Genomic DNA, 20,331 nt, shown 5'->3' with positions numbered 1-20,331 from the left:
CCCTAACGGCCGTCCTCGGGGCGCGTCAGAGGTGGCGGGTCCAGGCGCCGGACGGGTGGGCGCGCGGGCTCAGCCACAGCCACGGCTGCGTGTGCCGGAACTCCAGCGTCGTGCCGGGCTGCCACGGGAACAGCTCGTCCTCATCCGGCCAGACGACCTGGAGGAACGGCAGCGGCGGACGCCGGTAGAAGGCCGTCGCGCCCCGGAACAGCGCCTCGTACCAGCGGGTCTCCACCTGCCGGAACGCCACCGGGCGGCCCCGGTGCAGGCCGGGGCGGCGTTCGCCGTCGGCGGGCGGGCGGCCCTCCGCCGCCGCGCGGCCGAGGGTGTTCAGCGTCTCCTCCATCTCGTAGAGGTCGGCGCCGAACATGGCCAGCTCGGGGGCGCGGTGCCCGTGCCAGAGGCCGATCGTGAACGCCCAGCCGGGGCCGCGCTCGTCGGCCGGGACGAGGACGACGCTCCACCCGTACTGCGAGATGTGCACGATCGTGCGCAGCAGGAACGTGTCCATCCGGTCGCGGTCGCCGTAGTCGTGGCAGAGCACGCAGGCGCAGGGGGGCGGACCGTCCGACATGCCCGCAGCCTAACGGGGACCGCGCGGCCGCCTTCGCGCCGCCGTCCGCCTTGGGCGGCGTCTTCCGCTCGCGGCGTCCGTGACGGAGGACGGGGGCGCGAGAGGGGTGTCCCGAGGTCGTCCACTTCCGGTTTCCAAGCCGTTCACGGGTGTGCGCGATCGAAATGCGGCGTGTTTTTCCCGGTGCCTGCCGAGCGGTGGTGGCGGTTCGGGAACGTGGACGCGGGTCCACTCTATGACGAGTCTTTCCACTGGCCGACTCCGGACAGGGTCAAGGTGGATGGACGCCTGTCGCGGGGAACGATGCGGAAGCCGACGCGATGCCGCGCGGCGCGCCCGAGCTGCCGGTTCCGCCCACGGACCTGGAGCGCGGTCCAAGGTCCGTTCCCCGGCCACCGAGTGGAGAGTCGAACCTTCATGATGCGAGCCGATCTAGTGATCACGCCGACGTCCAGCGGAAACACCATTTCGCGGCCGTCGCCGACACGAGTCCAGTCGACTTTTGGTGACCATTTGAGCAGGTGGGGGAAATGTTCACGCGAACGCGCTCGCGGGGTCACCGAAAGTGGTGATCGTCTTGATCGACGGGAATTTCCGCACTACAACGGGGAGATGCCCGACCCCCCGCCTTCCTCTCCGGGCCGCCGTGCCCGCCGCCGCGCGGCGCTGCGCGCCACCCTGTACGAGACGGCCGTCACGCTGTTCGTCGAGCACGGCTACGCCGCGACGTCGTTCGGGCAGATCGCGGCGGCGGCCGACGTCGCGCGCGCCACGGTCTTCAACTACTTCCCCCGCAAGGACGACATCCTGCTCGCCTGGGGCGAGGAGCGGCGCCGCGAGATCGGCGTGACGATCCTCCAGGAGTGCACCCGCGGTCCCGGCCTCGCCGGGCGTCTGCTGCGGTGCATGCGCGTGCTCGCCGAACGCGAGGAACGCGACCGGCACGTGACGCGCGCGCTGCTGCCCGCGTGGGTCCGCACCGGCGCCCCGGTCACCGAACCGCCCTACATCGCCTACAGCTTCGCCCAGGTCGTCAGCGAGGGCGTGGCGCGCGGCGAGGTCCGCGCCGACGTCGACCCGATGACGGCGGGCGTCGTGCTGCGCGACCTGTACCTCGGCACGCTGTACCGCTGGGCGGGCGGCGACGCCGAGCCGCCGTTCCCGCTCGGCCCCGCGCTGGCGGCGGCCACGGAGATCGTCCTGTCGGGCGTCCTGACCGGCCCGGCGCCGGCCCGGGCCTAGACCCGCGCCCAGCGCTGTGGGGGACGTTCCCGTGGACCTTTCTCCTCCGCCCGGCCGTGCCGCGGCGGCCGGGGCCGCGCAGGCGGCGCTGCGGCGGCTCGGCACCGGCCGGGGCGGCGTGCTGGTGTTCGACGGCGCGCGCGGCACCGGCAAGACGCGCATGCTGGCCGAGACCGTCGCGCTCGCCCGCCGGGCGGGCATGACGACGGCGACCGGCCGCGCGACCGGCCTGGACCGTGCCGCGCCGCTGGCGACGCTGACCGGCGTGCTGGCGGGCTGCCCGCTGCTGGCGCCCTGGCCGGACGACCGGGCGGGCCCGGCCCGCGACCGGCTGCTGCTGTCGGACCTGGCCGGACGGCTCGGCGCGGTCCGCCCCGACCGGCCGCTGCTGATCGGCGTGGACGACGTCCACCTCGCCGACGAGCTGACCGCGCACGGCCTGCCCACGCTGACGGCGGCGTCCGGCGCGGTGCTGTGGGTGCTCGCGGCGGGTCCGGCGGGGACGCGCGGCCCGGCCCGGGACGCGGTGGACGCGCTCGTCGGTGACGGCGCCGACCGCGTGGTGCTGGACGACCTGTCCGACGAGGACGTCGCGGGGCTGTGCGCGCGGGCGGCCGGGGCCCCGCCCGGCGACGACCTGGCGGAGCTGCTGGCGGGCGCGGGCGGCAACCCGTTCCTGTGCCAGGAGCTGCTGCGCTGCCTGAGCGCGGCCGGGCGCGTGCGCGTGGTGGACGGGAGGGTGCGGCTCGTCGAGGCGGGCCCGCTGCCGCCGCGCTTCTGCGACCGCGTCGGCGCCTGGCTCGGGGACCTGCCCGACTCGGCCCGGCGGCTGCTGGAGGCCGGGGCGGTGCTGGGCCGTCCGTTCACCGTGCACGAGGTGGCGGGGCTCACGGGCCGGTCGGCGGTGGAGCTGGCGGGCGCGGCTCAGGACGCCGACGCGGCCGGGATGCTGCGCGCGACCGGCGCCGAACTGGACTTCCGGCACCGGCTGGTCCGCGACGCGGTGTACGCGGGGCTGGGCGAGCCCGTCCGGGCGGCGCTGCACCGCGAGGCCGCCGGGGTGGTGCGCCAGGAGGGGCGCGGCGCGGCCGAGGCGGCCGACCACCTGCTGCGCAGCGGGCACCCGGGCGCGGCGCAGGCCGTCGGGGTGCTGCGCGAGGCGGTGCGGCGGCGGGCGGCGCGGTCGCCCGCCGAGGCCGCCGACCTGGCGATGCGCGCGCTCGACCTCACCCCGCCGGACGGGTCGGACGACGGCACCCGCTCGGTGACCGAGCTGACGGTGGAGGCGATGCGGCTGCTGACCCTGTCCGGCCGCGCGTCGCGGGCGCGGGCGCTCGGTGAGCGGGCGCTCCCGGCGGCGCCGGACGCCGAGACCGAGACCCGGCTGCTGACCGGGCTGGCCGACGCGCTCCGGCATCTGGGCGACGACGCCGTCCTGGTGGAGCACACCCGGCGCGCGCTCGCCCGGCCCGGCGTGACCGACCCGCTGCGCGCGGAGCTGCTGGCGCTCCAGGCGTACGGGCTGATGAGCGGCGGCGCCGCCGACGACGCCGAGTGCGCCGCCGCGCAGGCCGAGGAGCTGGGCCGCCTGACCGGACGCGACGGCGCCCGCGTGCTCGGCGGGATCGCGGCCAGCGTCGCGGCGAGCGCGCGCGGCGACTACACGCGGGCGCTGGCGGCGGCACGGGAGGCGGTGGCCGTCGCGGACGCGGCCGGGCCGCGCGAGCGGCAGCGGCACCCGCGGCTGTGGCTGGTGCGCCCGCTGATCGGGCTGGACCGCTTCGCCGACGCCGGGACGGTGCTGGACCTGGCCGAGCAGGAGGCGGCGGAGTTGGGCACGACGTGGTCGGGGCCGCTGTGGTGCCTGCACCGGGCGCAGCTCCGGCTGTCGGCGGGACGGCTGCGCGAGGCGGCCGAGGACGCGTCCGAGGGGCTGCGGCGGCTGCCGGGCCCGGAGCCGGGGCCGCTGGCGCTGCCGCTGCTGACGCTGCTGGCCGAGACGCAGATCCGCGGCGACGACCTGGCGGCGGCACACCGTACGCTGCGCCGCGCGGGCCGCGTGTCGGGGCTGAACGGCGACCACGGCGGGCACCTGGCGTGGCGGCGGCTGCTGTTCCAGGAGGCGGCGGGCCGCCACGAGGAGGCGTGCCGGACGGCGGTCGGGCTGTGCACGGCGCCGCCCGCGCGCAGTTCGCTGATCAAGGGCTGCCCGCTGGTGGCGGGGACGCTCGTCCGGCTGACGGCGCGGTGCGGCGACGGACGGCACGCCCGCGCGCTGGTGGCGGCGCTGCGCGAGCAGGCGGCGGGGCTGCCGGGGGTGGCGTGGCCGTCGGCGGTCGCCGCGCACGGCCACGGCCTGGTGACCGGCGCCCCCGACGACCTGGCCGAGGCGGTGGAGCTGTACCGGTGGACCGAGCGGCCGTTCGCCCGCGCGGCGGCCCTGGAGGACGCGGCGGCGGCCGAACGCGCGGCGGGCTCGGCGGCCCGCGCGCAGGCGCTGCTGGAGGAGGCGGCCGAGACCTGGTACGCCGGGGGAGCGGTGCGCGACGCCGACCGGGTGCGCAAGCTGCTGACCGACGCGGCGTCGCCCGGCGTCGCGCCCGCGCCCGCGCCGCGTCCGGCCGCACCGGCGGCGGCGCCGCCCGTGGTGCCGGTGGCGCCGGACGGGCCGGTGCTGACGCGGTCGGAGCGGCGGGTGGCGCGGCTCGTGGCCGACGGCCTGACGAACCGGCAGATCGCCTCCCGCCTGCGCATTTCGCCGCACACCGTGGACACGCACGTCCGGAACAGCTTCCGGAAATTCGGGGTGACGAATCGCGTCGAGATGACGCGCGAATTCCTGGCCTGGGAGCGAACCCAGGGCACCTGACCGATTGAAACGTTTTCAGCAAACTTTCAGCTACCGTTCAGGCGTGGCCCTCCGGCCGCGCCTGACGTGTTTTCGCAGTTCACAGCCATTTATCCCGTGAATACGCGATGCCCGTCGCCGCCACCGGGCACGTGACCCCGCGGGCATCCCGTGTTCTCGGGATGGTGGTGAACCGGCCGGGCCGCGCATATTGGTAATCACGCGAACAACGTGTCGAACTCGCGCGAGGTACCGTTCCATGAACATTACCCTCCGGAAATACGGCGGCAGCTCACTGGCCACCGACGAGCAGATCGCGGCGGTCGCCGAGCAGGTGGCCGGCGCCCACGGGCGCGGCACCGCGCAGGTCGTCGTCGTCTCGGCGCGCGGCGACACCACCGACGCGCTGATCCGGGCCGCCGGCGCCGTCAGCGTCTCCCCGCAGCCCGCCGAGGTGGACAAGCTCCTCGCCACCGGCGAGGTCGCCTCGGCCGCGCTGCTCGCCATCGCGCTGCGCGAGCGGGACGTCCCCGCCGTCTCGCTCACCGGCCCGCAGGCCGGGCTGCGCGCCACCGGCCGCCCCGGCGCGGGCGTGGTCACGGGCGTCGAGCCCGGACCCGTCCGCGCCTGGCTGGACAAGGGCCACGCCGTGATCGTCGCGGGCTTCCAGGCCCGCTGCGACGACGGCACCGCCGAGGAGACCGACGTCATCACGCTCGGACGCGGCGGCTCGGACACCAGCGCGATCGCGCTGGCCATCGCGCTCGGCGCCCCCGTCTGCGAGATCTACACCGACGTGGACGGCGTGCACGCCGCCGACCCCCGGCTGGTGCCGGGGGCGCCGGTGCTCCCGGCGGTGGACGCCCGCGTGATGGCCGAGATGGCGGTCGCCGGAGCCCGCGTCCTGCACTGCCGGGCCGTGGAACTGGCCGCCGCCTACGACCTGGACATCGTCGTGCGGAACACCGCGGGCTCCGGCACCGGAAGCACCATCGTCGGAAGGAAGACCGAGATGCTCCACCGGGTCATGCACGGGGAACGCGCCGACGTCGTCGCGGTCACCCACGAACTCGGCGTCGCCCGCGTCGTCGTCCGCGCGCCCCGCGACCACGGCCTGACCGGTGTCGGCGTGCTGGACACGCTCGCCGACATGCAGATCACGGCCGACGCGGTCGGCTGGGCCGCCGAACCCCACGAGGACCTGCACCTGGCGTTCTGCGTCCCCGGCTCCGAGCTGGAGGACGTCCGCGCCGCGCTCACCCCCCGCGTCGGGTGGCACGGGTCGATCGAGGCCCGCGTCCCCCTCGGCAAGGTCTCGATCGTCGGCGCCGGACTGCTGCGCCGCCCCGCGCTCACCGCCGAACTCCTCGGCGAGCTGGCGACGCGGGGGATCGGGGCCGAATGCATCGCCTGCACTCCGTCCCGCACGTCCCTCCTCGTCCCCGAGGACCGCGTCCCCGACTCGGTCGCGACCCTGTTCCACCACCTCGGCCTGGACGACGAGAAGGACGCCACCGTACCCGCCTGAGAGGACCCCTGATGACCGAGCACACCCCCTTCGGGACCAGGCTGCGTCTGAGCCGTCTCGGCACCGGCGACGGCCGCATGATGATCGTGCCGCTCGACCACTCCGTGACCGACGGGCCGCTGGACACCGACGCCTCGCTGGACGGCCTCGTCGGCGTCCTGGCGGGCAACGGCGTGGACGCCGTCGTCCTGCACAAGGGCGCGGCCAAGCACGTCGACCCGGCGCACTTCGCCGACATGGCGCTGATCGTCCACCTGAGCGCCAGCACCGCGCATGCCCCCGACCCCGACGCCAAGTACCTCGTCGCCAGCATCGAGGCCGCGCTGCGGCTCGGCGCCGACGCGGTCAGCGTCCACGTCAACATCGGCTCGCGGGAGGAGGCGCAGCAGGTCGCCGACTTCGCCAACGTCGCCGAGTCGTGCGACCGGTGGAACCTGCCGCTGCTGGCCATGATGTACGCCCGCGGCCCCAACATCGACGACCCCAAGGACGTCGAGATCCTGGCGCACGCGGTGACGCTCGCCGCCGACCTCGGCGCCGACGTCGTGAAGATCCCGCACCCGGGCGACGAGGCGGGCGTGGCCGAACTCGTCCGCGCCTGCCCGGCCCCGCTCGTCATGGCGGGCGGCCCGCAGGTGGACGACACCGACGCCCTGTGCGACCGCGTGTCGGCCTCCATCGCCGCCGGTGCCGCCGGAGTGGCCATGGGCCGCAACGTCTTCGCCGCCGACGACCCCGCGGCCGTCGCCCGCCGCGTGTCCGACGCCGTCCACCAGCCCGCCCGCCGCTTCGCCGCCGTGCGCTGAGAGGAGCCGACGTGAGCGTTCAGCAGAACACCATCTCCGACACCGAGCCCCGGCAGCTCCTGGCCGATCCCGCCGCGACGTCGCGGTCGCCGGGCGAGGAGTTCGCCGCGACGGCGGACCTGCGCTCCGGCGGCGACGTGACCGTCCCCTACCGCGTCTACCTGCCGACGGCGTTCCCCCTGTTCGCCAACCGGCCCCGCTACACCGTCCGGCAACTGCTGCGGATGGCCAACATCCGCGACGAGCCGTGGCCGTACTTCGCCGAGGCGCCCGCCGGGGACGGCCGCGCCACCAGCGGCACCAGCTACGACGCCACCCTCGAATGGGGCTTCACGCCCCGCATCGAGCACGCCAAGCCGCTCGACGTCGAGATCGCCGTGCCGCTGCCGCCCGGCGCGCTCGGCCACCCGAGCCTGCTCGCGGCGTTCATCGACTACCGCGTGCTGGTCCGCATCGGCGTCCGGGAGAACCAGCTCCTGCTGCACGGCGACGGCGGCGACCTGCCCGGCCTGCTGAGCCTGCCGGAGCTGCGCCGCGCCGAGACCGGCCGGCGCCCGGTCGCGGCCGTCACCGAGGCCGCCGCGCTGGTCGAGGAGACCGGCGGATCGTGCGACGGGATCGTCGCGCACCCCAACGTGTACTGGCAGTTCGTGGAGTCGGGGATGCTGGAGCGGCTCGCCGAGGCCGGCGTCCGCGTCGCGCGGACCCGCATGATGCCGCAGGACCGGCTGCTGCTCGGGGACTTCCGCGCGGCGGCGTCCGTCCTGGACCCGCACGTGTCGTCGCTGACGCTGCGGCGCGGCGACGGCCCCGAGGACGGCGGCGTCATCGAGGCGCGCAGCCGGTTCGCGCTCGCCGTCCACCTGCCCCAGCACTTCGTCGAGCTGACGTTCGGGGGCGACGCATGAGCGGCGGCAGGCCCAAGGTCCTCTACATCACCGGGATGACGCGCTGCGGCTCCACGATGCTCGGCAACGTCCTCAACGAGGTGCCCGGCGTCGTCCACATCGGCGAACTGCACTACCTGTGGCGCAACGGCATCCTGCGCTCGGGGACGAACTCCACCTGCGGCTGCGGCGGCGACCTGGGCGAGTGCCCGATGTGGTCGGTGATCCTGGACCGCGCGAGCGTCCCGACGAGCCAGGACGCGGCCCGCCTCATCTCCCGCATCCAGGACCGGCACCTGCGCCACCGCGACACCCCGGCGCGGCTGGCCGAGGCCCGCTTCGGGCTGCCCGCGCCCGCCGGGGTGCGGCGCGTCCTGGACGTGACCGCCGACATCTACCGGGCGCTGGCCGAACAGCCCGGCGTCGAGCTGATCGTCGACAGCTCCAAGTACCCGGCCGAGGCGGCGGCGCTCAGCGGACGCGACGACCTGGACCTGCGCGTCCTGCACATGGTCCGCGACCCGCGCGCCACCGCCTACTCCTACAGCCGCTCCAAGAAGTACATCGACGCCATGCCCCCCGCGCGCAGCACCGCGACGTGGTCGGCGGTGAACCTCGCCTCCGACCTGATCGGGCTGCCCGGGGCGCTGCCCGGCGACCGCTTCACGCGCGTCCGGCACGAGGACTTCGGCCGCGACCCGCGCGGCGTCGTCGCCGGCGTGCTCGCGTTCGCCGGGGTGCGCGGCCCGAACCCGGTGGACGACGGCACGGTCGAGCTGACCGGCAACCACACCGTCACCGGCAACCCGGACCGCCTGGAGACCGGCGCCGTCGCCATCCGCGCGGACGAGCGCTGGCGCACCGACCTGGACTGGAAGGCCCGCGCCGTCACCACGGCCGCCGCGGCCCCCCAGCTCCTCCGCTACGGATACGGAGGGTGAACCCCCCATGGATCTCGGACTGAACGGCAAGGTCGCGCTCGTCGCGGCGGCCAGCAGCGGGCTCGGCCTCGGCGCCGCCCGCGCGCTGGCGGCCGAGGGGGCGAGCGTGTCGATCTGCGCCCGCGACGGCGACAGGCTCGCCGAGGCGCACAAGGACGTCGCCGCCGCCGGGTCCGGCGACGTGCGCAGCGCCGTCGTCGACCTGTCCAACCCGGCCGCCGTCGAGCGGTGGGTCGAGCACAGCGCGAGCGACCTCGGCGGCATCGACGTCCTGGTCAGCCACACCGGCGGCGTCACGTTCGGCACCACCGACGACTTCGGCGTGCAGGACTACCGCGGCGCCGTCGAGACGACGATGCTGCCGCACATCGCGATGACCAAGGCGGCGCTGCCGTACCTGAAGGAGAACGGGTGGGGGCGGGTCGTCCTCGTCACCTCCGAGTCGGTCAAGCAGCCGATGGCGCACAACGTCCTGTCGGGCACGGCCCGGCTCGGCGTCCTCGGGTACGCGCGCAGCCTGGTGCAGACCCTCGGCCCGGCGGGCGTGACCGTCAACGTCCTCGCCCCCGGCTACCACGCGACGAAGGCCCTCAAGGGCCCCAACGGCTCCGACCCGGAGACGTGCGGGTCCGAGGTGCCGCTCGGCCGGGTCGGCGACCCGGACGACTTCGGCGCCCTCGCCGCGTTCCTGGCCAGCGAGCAGGCGTCCTTCGTCACCGGCGCCCTGCTGCTGGTGGACGGCGGCAACACCCGAGCCGTGCTCTGAGAGGAGACGACCCATGACGACCGCACTGACCGAACTGTTCACCCCCACCGGCGAGCAGGCCGCGCACTACCGCGAGCTGGGGGTGTGGCGCGAGGACGCGACGCTGCTGGACGACGTCCGGCGGCACGCCCGCGAGCGTCCCGGGCACCGCGCCGTCGTCGCGCACCGCACCGACGGCCGTCCGCCCGAGTCGCTGACCTACGCCGAGCTGGAGCGCGCCGCCGAGCGCGTCGCGGGCGGGCTGGCGGCGCTGGGCGTCGGACGCGGCGACACCGTCGTCGTGCAGCTCCCCAACTCGTGGGAGTTCATCGCGGTCAACCTGGCGTGCACGCGGATCGGCGCCGTCATCGTGCCGGTCGTGCCGATCATGCGGCACCGCGAGATCAAGTTCATGCTGGAGCTGACCGAGGCGCCCGTCTACATCGCGGCGGCCGAGTACCGCGGCTTCTCCTACGCGCACATGAGCGCCGACGTCGCCCAGGACGTCCCGACGCTGCGGCACCGGGTGCTGCTCGGCGCCGCCGACGCCGACCCGGCCGGGCCGGGCCTGGCGGGCGCGCTCGACCTGCACGCCGCGCTGCTCGGCGACCCCGGCGGCGAGGACGCCGTGCACACCGGCATCGACGACGTCGTCCCGGCCACGGCCGACGACATCGCCTACATCATGTTCACCTCGGGCACGACGGGCGAGCCGAAGGGCGCCGTCCACACCTACAACACCCTGTACGCGACGAACCACGTGCAGGCCGAGGCGCTGGGCGTCACCGGCGACGACGTGACCGCGATGGGCTCCCCGACGACGCACAACGCGGGCTACACGTGGAACTTCGTCATGCCGCTCACGGTCGGCGCGACGTGCGTGCACATCGACGCCTGGGACGCCGGGGCGATGCTGCGCATCCTGGAGGAGGAGAAGGTCACCTTCTTCATGGGCGCCCCGCCGTTCCTGGTCGACCTGATCGGTGAGCAGAAGGAGCGGGGCCGCGACCTGTCGGCGCTGCGCACCTTCGCGACCGGCAGCGCCCCCATCCCGCCCGTGCTGGTCGAGCAGGCCGGGGACGTCCTCGGCTGCCGCCTGTACGCGCTGTGGGGGATGACCGAGAACGGCTGCGTCACCGTCACCCGGCCGCAGGACCCGCCGATGCGGGCGGCCGAGAGCGACGGCAGCGTCCTGCCCGGCAACCGGGTCCGGATCGTGGACCGGGACGGGAAGCCGGTCGGGGACGGCGAGAACGGGCGCCTCCAGGTGCTCGGCGCCAACCAGTGCCTCGGCTACTACCGGCGTCCCGACGTCTACGCCGAGGCGCTGACCGACGACGGCTGGTTCGACACCGAGGACCTCGCCCGCGCCGACGGCCACGGCGGCATCCGCATCGCGGGCCGCGAGAAGGACGTCATCTCGCGCGGCGGCGAGAAGATCCCCGTGGTCGAGGTCGAGGCCGCGCTGCTGCGCCACCCCGACATCAAGGACATCGCGGTGGTCGCGTACCCGGACGAGCGGCTGGGCGAGCGCGCCTGCGCCGTCATCGTCCCCGAGGGCGACGCCGATCTGGGCATCCCCGACCTCCAGGAGCACCTGGGCGGCATCGGCATGGCCAAGCAGTACTGGCCCGAGCGCATCGAGTACGCCGACGCGCTGCCGAAGACCCCCAGCGGCAAGGTGCAGAAGTTCAAGCTCCGCGAGCAGTTCCAGGACGCGTGAGGAGGCGACCATGGACTTCCGGTTCACCGACGACCAGCGGGCCGTCGCCGACAAGGTGCGGGCCTTCGTCGCCGACGAGGTGACCCCGCACGCCGACCGGCACGACGCCGACGGCCGGTTCCCGCCCGAGTTCTTCAGCGCGCTGTCCGGCGCCGGGCTGTTCGCGCTGAGCGTCCCGGCCGAGTACGGCGGCGCCGGGCACGACGCCGTCACCGTCGGCGTCGCGCTGGAGGAGCTGGCGCGCGGCGAGGCCGCCGCCTGCCATCCGGTGCTCAACGCCGCGCTCATCGGCTCGATCATCGCCGCCAACGGCGACGACGACCAGCGCGCGGCCTGGCTGCCGAAGATCGCGTCCGGGGAGGCGGTCGTGGCGCTGTGCCTGACCGAGCCCGAGCGCGGCACCGACGCCGCCCGGATCGGGCTCGCCGCCCGCCCGGACGGCGGCGGCTGGCGGCTGGAGGGCACCAAGACGTCCATCATGATCGGCGGCTACGCCACGCACGGGCTCGTCTTCGCCCGGACCGGCGACGACGGCGCGCGCGGCATCACGGCGTTCTTCACCGAACTGCCCGACTCCCACGTGAAGCGGACCGTGCTGGACGATCTCGGCCACCGCGCCGGGCGCCGCGCGACGCTGGAGTTCGACGCGCTGCCGGTCGGCCCCGAGAACGTCGTCGGCGGCCTCGGCGAGGGGTTCGTCGGCGTCATGCGCGGGTTCGACTACTCGCGGGCGCTGATGGCGCTGGAGGCGATCGGCTCGGCCAGTGCCGGGGTGGACGCCGCGCTGGAGTACGCCCGCGAGCGCACCGCGTTCGGCGCGGCCATCGGCACCTACCAGGGCGTCGCGTTCCCGCTCGTCGAGCACGTCACGAAGCTGCGGGCCGCGCGGCTGCTCGCCTACGAGGCGCTGTGGCGCAAGGACCAGGGCCTCGACCACCGCGCCGAGGCGAACATGGCCAAGAACTGGGCGCCGCGCGTCGCCGTCGAGGCGCTGCACCAGGCGCTGCTGACCTTCGGCCACTACGGCTGGAGCACCGACAACCCCGTCACGCGGCGGCTCCGCGACGGCGTCGGCCTGGAGATCGCCGACGGCACCGCCAACGCCACCGCGCTCGTCGTGGCCCGCACGCTGCTGGGCCGCGAGGCCGCGCCCTGAGAAAGGAGAAGCCATGACGCAGTCCGACTACCTGCTCTCCCAGCTCGACCTGCTGGAGGCCGAGTCCATCCAGATCATCCGCGAGATCGCGGCCGAGTTCGAGAAGCCCGTGCTGCTGTTCTCGGGCGGCAAGGACAGCATCGTCCTGCTGCGGCTCGCGCAGAAGGCGTTCGCGCCCGCCGCGCTGCCGTTCCCCGTCATGCACGTCGACACCGGACACAACTTCCCGGAGGTCATCGAGTTCCGCGACCGGACGGTCGAGGAGTTCGGGGTGCGGCTCGTCGTCGCGTCCGTCCAGGACTCGATCGACGCCGGCCGCGTCCAGGAGGAGACCGGGCGGCGCGCGAGCCGCAACCGGCTCCAGACCGTGACGCTGCTCGACGCGATCGAGGAGCACGCGTTCGACGCCGCGTTCGGCGGCGCCCGGCGCGACGAGGAGAAGGCGCGCGCCAAGGAGCGCGTCGTCTCGTTCCGCGACGACTTCGGGCAGTGGGACCCCAAGAACCAGCGGCCCGAGCTGTGGAACCTGTTCAACACGCGGATCAAGAAGGGCGAGCACGTCCGGGTGTTCCCGCTGTCCAACTGGACCGAGCTGGACATCTGGGACTACATCCGGCGCGAGGAGCTGGAGCTGCCGCCGATCTACTTCGCGCACCAGCGCGCGGTGTTCGAGCGCGACGGGATGCTCCTCGCGGACCTGCCCTACGCCAACCGGGGCGACGACGAGCCCCCGTTCGAGGCGACCGTCCGGTACCGGACCGTCGGTGACGCGTCCTGCACCGGCGCCGTCGAGTCGTCCGCGACGTCGCTCGACGAGGTGATCGACGAGATCGCCGCCACCCGGATCACCGAACGCGGCCAGACCCGCGCCGACGACCGGTCCAGCGAGGCCGCGATGGAAGACCGCAAGAAGGAGGGCTACTTCTGATGACCGCCCCCACGACCGCACCCACCACCACGCCCGCCGCTCTGGCGGAGACCGACCCCCGCGACACCCGGACCATGGACCTGCTGCGGTTCGCCACCGCCGGGAGCGTGGACGACGGCAAGTCCACGCTGATCGGCCGCCTGCTGCACGACTCCAAGGCCGTCTTCGCCGACCAGCTCGAATCGGTCGAGCGCACCAGCGCCGACCGGGGCGAGGACACCAATCTCGCGCTGCTCACCGACGGCCTGCGCGCCGAGCGCGAACAGGGCATCACGATCGACGTGGCGTACCGCTATTTCGCGACGCCGCGCCGCAAGTTCATCATCGCGGACACGCCGGGCCACATCCAGTACACGCGGAACATGGTCACCGGCGCGTCCACCGCCGATCTGGCGATCATTCTCGTGGACGCCCGCAAGGGCATGCTGGAACAGTCGCGGCGGCACGCGTTCCTGGCCACGCTGCTGAACGTCCCGCACCTGGTCGTCGCGGTCAACAAAATGGACCTGGTCGATTACGACCAGGACACCTACCAGAAGATCGTGGACGATTTCTCGGCGTTCGCGGCCAAGCTCAAGGCCGGTGACCTGACGTTCATCCCGGTCTCCGCGCTGAACGGCGACAACGTCGTCGAGCCGTCCCCGAACACGCCCTGGTATCGCGGGCCGTCGCTGCTGCACCACCTGGAGCACGTGCACATCGCGTCCGACCGCAACCTCATCGACGTGCGGTTCCCGGTGCAGTACGTCATCCGGCCGCAGGCGACCGACGACCCCGAGCTGCACGACTACCGGGGCTACGCGGGGCAGGTCGCGGGCGGCGTCCTCAAGACCGGCGACGAGGTCGTGCACCTGCCGTCCGGCCTCACCACGACGATCACCCACATCGACGGCCCGAACGGCCCGGTGCCCGAGGCGCACCCGCCGATGTCGGTCACGCTGCGGCTCGCCGACGAGATCGACATCTCCCGCGGCGACATGATCGCACGACCGAACAACCGGCCGAAGTCCGTGCAGGACGTCGAGGCGATGGTCTGCTGGATGACGCCCGACCAGGCCCTCACCCCGCGCTCGAAGGTGCTCCTGAAGCACACGACGCAGACCGCGAAGGCGATGGTCAAGGAACTGCACTATCGGCTGGACGTCAACACCCTGCACCGCGACGAGGAGGCGACGGCGCTCGAACTCAACGAGATCGGACGCGTGGGCCTGCGCGTCGCGGCGCCCCTGTTCGCGGACGAGTACACCAGGAACAGGCTGACGGGAGGTTTCATTCTCATCGACGAGGCGACGGATAGGACGATCGGCGCGGGGATGATCGTCTCGGCCGGTTAGCCGGACCGGTCAACGGTCCGGTCAGGTTACTTGACAGAAACGGCCGTTCCCCCGGAAACGACGACCGAAGGACAATCCGTGGTGACCGACACCCAGCACGATGCGAACACCGGCGCCGGGTCCTCTCCACCCGACGCGACAAAAGGCAAGAACGGAATGAACCGGTCAGCCATCATGGCGCTGTTCGCCGGAGCGTTCGCCGTCTCCTGCACCGAGTTCATCCCCGTCGGCCTCCTCCCGCAGATCGCCGAGGAGACCGGCGTCTCCGAATCGGTCGCCGGGCAGCTCGTCACCGCCAACGCCCTCGCGTTCGCGGTCGGCGCGCCGCTGCTCGCCGCCCTGTTCACCCGCGTCGACCGGCGCAAGCTGCTGCTCGGCACGCTCGCGGCCTTCGTCGGCGGGCACCTGCTCGCCGGAGCGGCGCCGAACTTCGCCGTCCTGCTCGTCTCGCGCCTCGTCACCGGGGCCATGATGGGCCTCTACCTCGCGACGGCCATCGCGACCGCCGCCAAGCTCGCCGGACCCGAACGCCGGGCGCGGGCGATGGCGACGATCGTCGCCGGGGTCAGCACCGCCACCGCGCTCGGCGTCCCGGTCAGCACACTGCTCGGGCAGCGCACCGGCTGGCGCGTCCCGATGCTCGGCATCGCCGCGCTCGCCGGCGTCGCCATCGCGATCATCGCGCTGCGCGTCCCGCGCTCGGGCGCCGACGACGGCCCGCCGCTGCGCACCCGGCTCGGCGCCCTCGGCAACCGGCCGGTGATCGTCGGACTCGCCGCGATCACCGTGTTCTGGGGCGCCTCGTTCACCGTCTACACCTACCTGGTGCCGCTGCTGGAGCAGCGCTCCGGCCTGCACGGCGCACCCGTCACGGCGGTGCTGTTCCTCGCCGGGCTCGGCGCGGTGCTCGGCAACATCATCGGCGGGCGCGGCGCCGACGCGCGGCTGCCGCTCACCCTGCTGCTCACCTCCGCGATCACCGCCGCGGCGCTCGTCGCCGCGCTCCCGCTGGTGAACTCGCCCGGCGGCGCCATCGCGCTCGTCGCCGTGTGGCAGCTCGCCGCGTGGTCGTTCGTCCCCGCCGTCCAGGCCGCGCTGTACCAGGCCGCCGGACCGGGCGGCGACCTCGCCGTCTCGTTCGCGGTGTCCGGCTTCAACGTCGGCATCGTCGGCGGCGCCGGGCTCGGCGGGGTCGCCCTCGACCTCGGCGGGCTCACCTCCGTCGTGCTGCTCGGCGCCGGGCTGTCGCTCGTCGCCGTCGGGCTCGTCGTCCTGCTCATCTCGTACCTGCGCAAACGCGCGACCGAAGCGGAAGGAGAACCCGTGGACGACCTGTTCGACGGACGCCGGTTCGACGCCGTCCTGTTCGACATGGACGGCACCCTCATCGACTCCAAGCCCGCCGTCGCCCGCGCCTGGCGCACCTGGGCCGAACGGCACGGCGTCGACCCCGAGCTGGTCGCCCGCTCCACCGGGCGCCCCGCCAAGGAGATCGTCGCCGACCTGCTTCCCGCCGACCGTGTCGCGGACGCCGTGGCCGACTACGACCGCATCGCCAGCGAGACCGTGCAGGGCGTCGTCGTCCTGCCCGGCGCCCCCGAGGCGCTGGCCGACACCGGCGACCTCAAGGCGATCGTCACGTCCTGCACCCGCTCGGTGACCCGCGCCCGCATGGACGCCGCCGGGCTCGGGCTGCCCGGCGCCGTCGTCACCGCCGACGACGTGGACAGCGGCAAGCCCGCCCCCGAGCCGTACCTGCGGGGCGCGCGGGCGCTCTCGCTCGACCCGGCGCGCTGCCTGGTCGTCGAGGACTCCGCCGCGGGCGTCGAGTCCGGCCGCGCCGCGGGCTGCGCCACCCTCGCGATCGGCTCCGCCGCCGAGGACGGCAGCGGCGCCGACGTCCGGCTGACCGACCTGTCGCGGGTGCGGTTCACCGTCGAGGACGGCCGCGTCGCCGTCCGCACCCGTACCGAGAAGGAGGTCCCGTCATGACCGCCACCCTCACCGAGCGCGGGGCCCTGTGGTTCCCCGCCCACATCGGCGGCGAGGCCGTCGAGAACCCGAACGGGCGCGCCGTGCACACCGTGCGGGCGCGGGCCGTCCTGGAGGACACGTTCGCCGCGCTGCGCCTCAAACAGGACCTGGACGCCGGGCGCGTGGACGCCCGCGACGCCGGGGACGCGCTCGCCGGCGCGTGCGCGCTCGCGGACGAGCCCATGATGGAACGCGCGCTGGCCGCCGCCGCGCGGGCGCTGCCCGCCTGGTCGCGGGTGCCGCTGGAGACCCGGGTGGAGATCGGGCTCGCCATCGGTGAGCGGCTGCGCGAGAAGCGCGACGCCATCGCGCGGGTGCTCGTCGCGGAGGGTCAGCCGATCGACCTGGCCGGGCCGACGATGGACGAGTACTGGCAGGCCGACTTCAGCCGCCCGACCCTGGAGTGGTGCGCGTCGCAGATGCGCTTCGAGCGGAGCGACGGCGACCGGACGTCGGTGCTGCGGCGCGTCCCCGACGGGGTCGTGTGCGTCAACCCGCCGCAGAACGCGTCCGCGCCGAACGCGCTGTTCGGCATCACCGCGCTGCTCGCCGGGAACACCGTCGTGCTGCGCGCGCCGCGCGGCGTGCCGCTGGCCACGACGTACGCGCTGCACGAGGTCGTGCTGCCCGTCCTGGAGGAGTTCGGGGCGCCGCCGGGCGTGCTGAACATCCTGTGCGGGCCGCCGATGATGGAGACGTGGCTGAACAGCCCGCACGTCGCCGACGTCGTCTACGTGGGCGGCAGCGGGAAGGGCCTGGCGTTCGAGCAGGCCGCCGTCCGCGCCGGGAAGAAGCCGATCCTGGAGCTGGCCGGGAACGACTGCTGCATCGTGTGGCGGGGCGCCGACCTGGACGGCGCGGTGCGGTCGCTGACCGAGAACTTCCGGATGTCGGGGCAGATCTGCAACATCCCCAACCACGTCATCGCGCATCCGGCCATCGCGGACGAGCTGCTGTCGCGGCTGGCCGCCGAGGCGGCGCGGGCCCGTCCCGGCTTCCCGGACGAACCGGGCGTCGTGCTGACGCCGGTGCTCCAGGCGGACACGTTCTTCGACGACATCGCCGACGCGGTCGAGTCGGGGGCGACGCTGGCGCACGGCGGCCGGCGGCTCGACGTCCACGGGAACGCGTCCGACACGGGCCTGTTCCTGGAGCCGACGATCCTTCGGGTCGACGGCCTGGACGCGGCGCGGGCGACCAACGCGGTCGTGAACGAGACGTTCTCGCCGCTGCTGCCGGTCGTCGTCCCGGCGGGCGGCCCGGACGAGGCGATGCTCGACGACGTGCTGGCGTTCGTCGCGGCGAACCGGTACGGGCTGCGCGTCTCGGCGTGGGCGTCGGAGACGTCCGTCGTGGACCGGCTCGTGCGGGACGTCACGAACTGCGGCGTCCTCAACATCAACGACTCGCACTCGGCGTTCCGGCCGTTCCTCCCGACCCACGGCGGCCGGGGGCTGACGGGCGGCGCGTTCGGCGAGGCCAACTATCTGATGCTCCGCACGACGCACCTGCAAGGCGTCGGTCTGGTGCGTCCGGGAGGTGCCCGATGACCGCCTACACGCTGGAGATCGCCACCGGCCGCGACGCCGGGGAACTGTACGCGGCGCTGACCGATCCGTCGGTCTTCGCCGAGCACGCCCCGGACGTCCGCGCCGTGACCCGCGACGGCGACACCGCCACCTGGGACCTGGCGTTCAACGGGGCGTCCCTCGGCTGGACGCAGCGCGACCGCCACCGCGGGCACGGCCTCGCCGTCGACTTCGAGCAGACCACCGGCGACTTCGCGGCGATGACGGGCTCCTGGTCGATCGAGCCGTGCGGCACCGGCTCGACCGTCCGCTACACGATCGACTTCCGCACCTCGGTGGCCCACCTGGCGGGCGCGATCGACCCGATGGCCGCCCGCACGATCCTCCGCTCCATCGCCACCACGATCGAAGCCCTCGCCCCACCCACCAAGATCCTCATCGGCGACCACCACCTCACCGACCGCACCCCCTCGGGGGCGCTGCCGCACTGACCCGTCCCGGACCGGCCCGCGCCGCGCGGGCGGCCGGGGCGGGAGCCCTCGGCTCCGGCAGGGGAACAGGGCGACGCGTGTCACAGTCGCCTTGTGGGGGAGTGGGAAGCGGGTTACGCTCCTGATCTTAGGAAAGCCTAACCTAAGTCGAGATCCCCCCGGAAGGTCCCTCCATGTCCCGTGCGGAGCAGCGTGTCCACGATCTCGTCGGCATCGGCTTCGGCCCGTCCAACCTCGCCCTGGCGATCGCGCTGCGCGAGCAGGCCGCCGGGTCCGGAACCCCGGTGGACGCCGTGTTCCTGGAGAAGCAGCCGGCGTTCGGCTGGCACCGGGGCATGCTGATCGAGGGCACGACGATGCAGGTCTCCTTTCTCAAGGATCTCGTCACGATGCGGAATCCGTCCAGCGAGTTCGGATTCCTGAATTACCTCCAGGACAAGGGCCGTCTCGTGGACTTCATCAACCACAAGACGATGTTCCCCTCCCGGGTGGAATTCCACGACTACCTGGAATGGGCGGCGGCGCCGTTCGCCGACCAGGTGCGCTACGGCTCGGAGGTCGTCGCCGTCACGCCCGTCACCGTGGACGGCCACGTCGAGTACCTCGACGTCGTCGCCCGCCAGGACGGCGGCAGCGGCGAGCTGAGCACCTACCGCACCCGCAACCTCGTCGTCGCCGCCGGGCTGGAGCCCGTGCTGCCCGAGGGCGTCCCGAACGGCGACCGGATCTGGCACAGCGAGGACCTGCTGCGCAGGCTGCCCACGCTGGAGGACCCGCGCCGCGTCCTGGTCGTCGGCGCCGGGCAGAGCGCCGCCGAGGTCGTCGACCACCTGCACACCACGTTCCCCGCCGCCGAGGTCTGCGCGGTGTTCGCCCGCTACGGCTACACCCCGGCCGACGACAGCCCGTTCGCGAACCGCATCTTCGACCCGGGCGCCGTCGACCACTTCTACGCCGCCGGGGACGACGTCAAGGAACTGCTGCGCGCCTACCACCAGTCCACGAACTACTCCGTCGTGGACATGGACCTCATCGAGGAGCTGTACCGGCGCCACTACCAGGAGCGCGTGCAGGGCGTGGAGCGGCTGCGGCTGCTCAACGCCTCGCGCCTCACCGACGTCACCGCGCACGAGGGCGGCGTGAAGGCGACGGTCCGGTTCCTGCCGACGGGCGAGGAGCAGGTCCTGGACGCCGACGTGCTCGTCTACGCGACCGGCTACCGCCCCACCGACCCGCTGACGCTGCTCGGCGCGACCGGCGAGCACTGCGTCCGCCGCGACGACGGCCGCGTCACCCTGGGCCGCGACTACCGCGCCGTCACCGACGCCACCCTGCGCTGCGGCATCTACGTCCAGGGCGCCAGCGAGCACACCCACGGCATCACCTCCACCCTCCTGTCCAACACGGCCATCCGCGCCGGCGAGATCGCCGCCTCCCTCACCAACGGCCGCCACAACGCCTACGCCCTCTCCAACTGACCCCGACCACCACTCACCCTCCCGCACGTGGACGGTGACACGTCCGTCACCCAGGCTCCCGGCAGGACGTCCTCCGTGGTCAGCATC

At 74.0% G+C, this 20,331-nt stretch carries 16 protein-coding genes; 15 read left to right on the top strand and 1 reads right to left on the bottom strand.

What is annotated here, in order from left to right:
• Window positions 1–25: 25 nt before the first annotated feature.
• Entirely contained in the window at window positions 26–574 is a 549-nt protein-coding gene (locus C229_RS0119020; RefSeq protein ID WP_018656690.1) for a DUF4262 domain-containing protein, read from the bottom strand.
• 612 nt (window positions 575–1,186) lie between these two features.
• Between C229_RS0119020 and C229_RS0119015 the strand changes: the two genes are divergently transcribed.
• The 15 genes from C229_RS0119015 (at window position 1,187) to C229_RS31090 (ending at window position 20,244) form a co-directional block, all read left to right on the top strand.
• Complete coding sequence (locus tag C229_RS0119015; RefSeq protein WP_018656689.1) at window positions 1,187–1,816, top strand: TetR/AcrR family transcriptional regulator; 630 nt, start codon at window positions 1,187–1,189, stop codon at window positions 1,814–1,816.
• A gap of 31 nt (window positions 1,817–1,847) precedes the next feature.
• Window positions 1,848–4,685 (top strand): helix-turn-helix transcriptional regulator, encoded by a 2,838-nt coding sequence (locus tag C229_RS35810; RefSeq protein WP_018656688.1) that lies wholly within the window; start codon window positions 1,848–1,850, stop codon window positions 4,683–4,685.
• A gap of 238 nt (window positions 4,686–4,923) precedes the next feature.
• Window positions 4,924–6,192 (top strand): aspartate kinase, encoded by a 1,269-nt coding sequence (locus C229_RS31105; protein WP_018656687.1) that lies wholly within the window; start codon window positions 4,924–4,926, stop codon window positions 6,190–6,192.
• 11 nt (window positions 6,193–6,203) lie between these two features.
• Complete coding sequence (locus tag C229_RS0119000; protein ID WP_018656686.1) at window positions 6,204–6,998, top strand: 2-amino-3,7-dideoxy-D-threo-hept-6-ulosonate synthase; 795 nt, start codon at window positions 6,204–6,206, stop codon at window positions 6,996–6,998.
• Window positions 6,999–7,009: 11 nt separating this feature from the next.
• Window positions 7,010–7,906, top strand: coding sequence for a family 3 encapsulin nanocompartment shell protein (locus tag C229_RS0118995; RefSeq protein ID WP_018656685.1), 897 nt, complete (start codon window positions 7,010–7,012; stop codon window positions 7,904–7,906).
• Window positions 7,903–8,826: a sulfotransferase family protein gene (locus C229_RS0118990; RefSeq protein WP_018656684.1), complete on the top strand. Its 924-nt coding sequence runs from the start codon at window positions 7,903–7,905 to the stop codon at window positions 8,824–8,826. The genes C229_RS0118995 and C229_RS0118990 overlap by 4 nt, the downstream gene beginning before the upstream one ends.
• 7 nt (window positions 8,827–8,833) lie before the next feature.
• On the top strand, window positions 8,834–9,592 hold the full coding sequence (locus C229_RS0118985) for an SDR family oxidoreductase (RefSeq protein ID WP_018656683.1): 759 nt from the start codon (window positions 8,834–8,836) through the stop codon (window positions 9,590–9,592).
• A gap of 13 nt (window positions 9,593–9,605) precedes the next feature.
• Window positions 9,606–11,294, top strand: coding sequence for an AMP-binding protein (locus C229_RS0118980; RefSeq protein WP_018656682.1), 1,689 nt, complete (start codon window positions 9,606–9,608; stop codon window positions 11,292–11,294).
• 10 nt (window positions 11,295–11,304) lie between these two features.
• Complete coding sequence (locus C229_RS0118975; protein WP_018656681.1) at window positions 11,305–12,450, top strand: acyl-CoA dehydrogenase family protein; 1,146 nt, start codon at window positions 11,305–11,307, stop codon at window positions 12,448–12,450.
• 13 nt (window positions 12,451–12,463) lie between these two features.
• Window positions 12,464–13,378: a sulfate adenylyltransferase subunit CysD gene (gene cysD, locus C229_RS0118970; RefSeq protein WP_018656680.1), complete on the top strand. Its 915-nt coding sequence runs from the start codon at window positions 12,464–12,466 to the stop codon at window positions 13,376–13,378.
• Window positions 13,379–13,452: 74 nt separating this feature from the next.
• On the top strand, window positions 13,453–14,712 hold the full coding sequence (locus C229_RS0118965; RefSeq protein ID WP_026313935.1) for a sulfate adenylyltransferase subunit 1: 1,260 nt from the start codon (window positions 13,453–13,455) through the stop codon (window positions 14,710–14,712).
• A 156-nt stretch (window positions 14,713–14,868) separates the two neighbouring features.
• Entirely contained in the window at window positions 14,869–16,704 is a 1,836-nt protein-coding gene (locus C229_RS33025) for an MFS transporter (protein WP_051109024.1), read from the top strand.
• Window positions 16,701–18,296 carry an aldehyde dehydrogenase family protein gene (locus C229_RS0118955; RefSeq protein WP_018656677.1) on the top strand — a complete coding sequence of 532 codons (1,596 nt, stop codon included), beginning with the start codon at window positions 16,701–16,703 and terminating at the stop codon, window positions 18,294–18,296. The genes C229_RS33025 and C229_RS0118955 overlap by 4 nt, the downstream gene beginning before the upstream one ends.
• Window positions 18,293–18,766: a type II toxin-antitoxin system RatA family toxin gene (locus tag C229_RS33020; protein ID WP_018656676.1), complete on the top strand. Its 474-nt coding sequence runs from the start codon at window positions 18,293–18,295 to the stop codon at window positions 18,764–18,766. The genes C229_RS0118955 and C229_RS33020 overlap by 4 nt, the downstream gene beginning before the upstream one ends.
• A gap of 173 nt (window positions 18,767–18,939) precedes the next feature.
• On the top strand, window positions 18,940–20,244 hold the full coding sequence (locus C229_RS31090; RefSeq protein WP_018656675.1) for a lysine N(6)-hydroxylase/L-ornithine N(5)-oxygenase family protein: 1,305 nt from the start codon (window positions 18,940–18,942) through the stop codon (window positions 20,242–20,244).
• The last annotated feature ends 87 nt before the right edge of the window (window positions 20,245–20,331 follow it).

It is taken from the genome of Actinomadura flavalba DSM 45200 (genome assembly GCF_000374305.1).
GTDB lineage: Bacteria > Actinomycetota > Actinomycetes > Streptosporangiales > Streptosporangiaceae > Spirillospora > Spirillospora flavalba.
Note: the sequence above shows the minus strand (reverse complement) of the source record. Positions and strands in the feature narration are given on the sequence as shown.

Bases quoted from the DNA above. Each gene is read 5' to 3' on its own strand.
- C229_RS31090 (WP_018656675.1), top strand. From the start codon at position 18,940: ATGTCCCGTGCGGAGCAGCGTGTCCACGATCTCGTCGGCATCGGCTTC.
- cysD (WP_018656680.1), top strand. From the start codon at position 12,464: ATGACGCAGTCCGACTACCTGCTCTCCCAGCTCGACCTGCTGGAGGCC.
- C229_RS0118975 (WP_018656681.1), top strand. From the start codon at position 11,305: ATGGACTTCCGGTTCACCGACGACCAGCGGGCCGTCGCCGACAAGGTG.
- C229_RS33025 (WP_051109024.1), top strand. From the start codon at position 14,869: ATGAACCGGTCAGCCATCATGGCGCTGTTCGCCGGAGCGTTCGCCGTC.
- C229_RS0119015 (WP_018656689.1), top strand. From the start codon at position 1,187: ATGCCCGACCCCCCGCCTTCCTCTCCGGGCCGCCGTGCCCGCCGCCGC.
- C229_RS0119020 (WP_018656690.1), bottom strand. From the start codon at position 574: ATGTCGGACGGTCCGCCCCCCTGCGCCTGCGTGCTCTGCCACGACTAC.
- C229_RS0118985 (WP_018656683.1), top strand. From the start codon at position 8,834: ATGGATCTCGGACTGAACGGCAAGGTCGCGCTCGTCGCGGCGGCCAGC.
- C229_RS0118965 (WP_026313935.1), top strand. From the start codon at position 13,453: ATGGACCTGCTGCGGTTCGCCACCGCCGGGAGCGTGGACGACGGCAAG.
- C229_RS0119000 (WP_018656686.1), top strand. From the start codon at position 6,204: ATGACCGAGCACACCCCCTTCGGGACCAGGCTGCGTCTGAGCCGTCTC.
- C229_RS33020 (WP_018656676.1), top strand. From the start codon at position 18,293: ATGACCGCCTACACGCTGGAGATCGCCACCGGCCGCGACGCCGGGGAA.
- C229_RS0118955 (WP_018656677.1), top strand. From the start codon at position 16,701: ATGACCGCCACCCTCACCGAGCGCGGGGCCCTGTGGTTCCCCGCCCAC.
- C229_RS0118980 (WP_018656682.1), top strand. From the start codon at position 9,606: ATGACGACCGCACTGACCGAACTGTTCACCCCCACCGGCGAGCAGGCC.
- C229_RS31105 (WP_018656687.1), top strand. From the start codon at position 4,924: ATGAACATTACCCTCCGGAAATACGGCGGCAGCTCACTGGCCACCGAC.
- C229_RS0118990 (WP_018656684.1), top strand. From the start codon at position 7,903: ATGAGCGGCGGCAGGCCCAAGGTCCTCTACATCACCGGGATGACGCGC.